Here is a 3079-nt window from a genome sequence, read left to right as displayed (position 1 = left end):
TTCGAGCATAAGTCCGACAGGCGCCTGGCATAGAAAACAAGCCAGTATTTGACGGTTTGAAAATGGCAAGCTGAAAACCATCAAAACCATCAAAACCATAATAAATCTGATTGTTTAACAAAAAAATACAAAATAAGTTGACCCTATGATAAAAATAATAAAAACGTCCCTGGCGGTGGGTGCTCTCACACTTGCTCTCACAGGTTGCTTTGAAGTACACGTTGATGGCAAACACCACTGGGCCACCGAGCCCTTCCGGTTACTGCCTGAAAACAAAACCTCTGGCAATATCACCATCACATTTCCTGAAGCAACTCACCAAAACGGTATAGAGGCCGTGTTTTCCCATGGTGTCATCCATGCTCTGGATGACGGGACATTCAGTTATCTTTCAAAAAGCGGTGAGGATGTCACCATTGATTTTGAGGTGGCGCATCTTTTTGGTGTTAACTCCGGCACACTGGTGATTCGTAATATGACGTCAGATCCCCTGTATGGTGAGCAATGGCATTTGCATAACGCCGGGCAATCTGCCTTTTCTGGGCACCAAAGTAGCATGGATGCCTATATTGCCTGGGCAAAGGTATTTTTTGCCCTCGATGATGCAGATATTGCTAATGACCCTGAGCGTTTTACCTTTGACCCTTCCTTGAGGGTCGCCTGGGAAGATCTGTCAGTGACAGGTGCCCATGCCCGGGGTTATACGGGTAAAGGCGTGGTGGTCGCTGTGACAGATACCGGGCTGGAGATGCGCCATGAAGACCTTGCTGAAAATATACGCTATGAAGGTTCTGCCAATTTTGAAGACCCCGGAAGCAATGACCCTACTAATAATACCGATGCAAGGGGTGATCATGGGACCAGTGTCGCCGGGTTGATTGGGGCGGTTGGCGGTAATGGACTTGGAGGCCGTGGCGTAGCACCTGAGGTGACATTACTGGGACAGAACTTTTTAAAAAAACAAACCGATGAATCCATGGCGTTTATCCAGGGTATTACCGGACCCGCTGACGTGGATGTCATCAACAAAAGCTGGGGATTTACCCTGTTTCTCCAATCCGATGGGATATTCCATGATGGTGGACTGGACAGCTATCTGGATGCTTACCCGGCGCTGAATCTGCGTGAAGGCTTAGGTGCCATGGTGATAAAGGCTGCAGGTAATAGCTTTGATGCATCGGATCTGTCTGACCCGTTTTTCGGCTATGGGTTGGCCTTGTGTGAAAACAATGGGGCAAATCTGTTCGGTTTGACCTGTGACAATGCCGCAATCAACGCAGGCAATAACCATCCCTGGCAAATGGTGGTCGGTGGCGTGAACGCTGATGGTACACATACCAGTTATTCCACAGCAGGGTCGGCATTATGGGTGTCAGCGCCCGCTGGTGAGTTTGGTTTTCGTGAGCCTGCCATGGTGACAACGGATCAGAGCAGTTGTGATGTGGGTTACAGTGGTTCGGCCACTGAAACATTTTACTTTGAAAACTATGGTGGCTATCCCTATGCCGATATTTATCCGTTTAACGGGGTTAATACACCCTTGAATAACACCATGAACCCTCATTGCAACTATGTGCAGACCTTTAATGGTACTTCATCGGCCGCACCCAATGCCTCAGGTGTGGTTGCCTTGATGTTGGACGCGAACCCCCATCTGGATTGGCGCGATATCAAGCATATTTTAGCCAGCACATCAGACCAGGTTGACCGGCGTGACCCTGCTATCAAGTTACCTGTTGGTGACAGTGAATACACTGCCCATGATGGCTGGGTTGCCAATGCTGCTGGTTACACCTACAACAATTTATACGGTTTTGGTCGTATAAATGCTGAAAAGGCGGTAAAGGTTGCAGCAGATTATCGCTTAAGCCTGGCACCGTTCAGCCAGTCTCACTGGGTCAGTGCCATACCGGAACTAGCGGTGCCTGATAATACCGCCACTGGTGCAACACACACCCTTACTATAAACGACACAGGTGTTGTTGAAGTGGTAAAGATTAAAGTCAGCCTGTCCAACTCTGGCATGAAAACGCTTATTGTCGATAATGATACAGGGAGTGTCTTGTCATCAACGGTGGGCAGTGATACGGCTATTGAGCTGACATCGCCATCGGGAACAAAAAGCATCATGATGACGGCACGGACAGGGGTGTTTGCCTCCTATGACTGGGGCATTGGGTTACCTGAAGAAAAGCGGATGTATCAGGATATGATGCTACTGAGCAATGCCTTTTATGGTGAACCTGCTGCTGGTAACTGGACAATTCGTGTCGTTGATACTAACGGAAAAAACATACAGTCAGGTCATCCTGCCTTTGTTTTTGAAAATAATACGGCGGATTCTGTGCTTGATAGCTGGGGAATCGCACTGTTTGGACAACACTTTGAGCAGTTGTTGCTCGGTGACAGATAAGGAGGTTTGCGATGAAAATAAGAGAATACAGGCTCTGTGCAATCTGTGCGATGTTATGGACTGTGCCGTTAATGGCGAGTCAGTTGCCATCTATTACCAACAGTGATGAAGCAGTGCAGTCATTGTTGAACCGTTCTAAAAAAACGACAGTGACTATTAATAATCAGGCATTTACGGTGGTAGAGCCGGTGTCGAAGGTGCGCACTTTGGTACAACGCCCAAGTGTTGCCGCGGTAGCGAATTCCCAAGTGCAAATTACGCCCGGCACAGTGATACAGCATGCGGCGACGGGGGACAGCGCCACTGTTTCTGGCCGGTTATCAGTGTTATTCCACCCTGGCGTTGACGTCAAGGCGTTCACACAATCCTATGGCTTAACGGTGTACCAGCAGCTCGGGCAGTCGCGCCTTTACCTCCTTGAGGCGGGTCCGGGTGTAGACCTGCTGGCACTTGCACGCACCCTCAGTGTCACTTCAGAGACTGAGGCGGTTAAGCTGGAATTGGTGAGTCGGCTGATGAAACCCTTGTGAAGGACACTGACATCCTCTGGAAGTCGGGGGTAGATAATTGACATCCTCCTCCAGCTAGGTCGCTGGAGGATTCCTATTAGGCGGCTACTTTCTCACGATTTCGCTGAGGTTCCTGCTTCTTCAAAGGCTCTAACGA

The 3079-nt window shown here is 49.1% G+C and carries 2 protein-coding genes; both read left to right on the top strand.

Features of this window, described 5'->3' with window-relative positions:
• The first annotated feature begins 145 nt into the window (after positions 1 to 145).
• Entirely contained in the window at positions 146 to 2413 is a 2268-nt protein-coding gene (locus V4C51_RS17485; protein ID WP_330927456.1) for a S8 family serine peptidase, read from the top strand.
• A gap of 11 nt (positions 2414 to 2424) precedes the next feature.
• Positions 2425 to 2943 (top strand): hypothetical protein, encoded by a 519-nt coding sequence (locus V4C51_RS17480; RefSeq protein ID WP_330927455.1) that lies wholly within the window; start codon positions 2425 to 2427, stop codon positions 2941 to 2943.
• Positions 2944 to 3079 lie beyond the last annotated feature (136 nt).

It is taken from the genome of Candidatus Sororendozoicomonas aggregata (assembly GCF_031528575.1).
Taxonomy (GTDB): Bacteria; Pseudomonadota; Gammaproteobacteria; order Pseudomonadales; family Endozoicomonadaceae; genus Endonucleibacter; species Endonucleibacter aggregata.
Note: the sequence above shows the minus strand (reverse complement) of the source record. Positions and strands in the feature narration are given on the sequence as shown.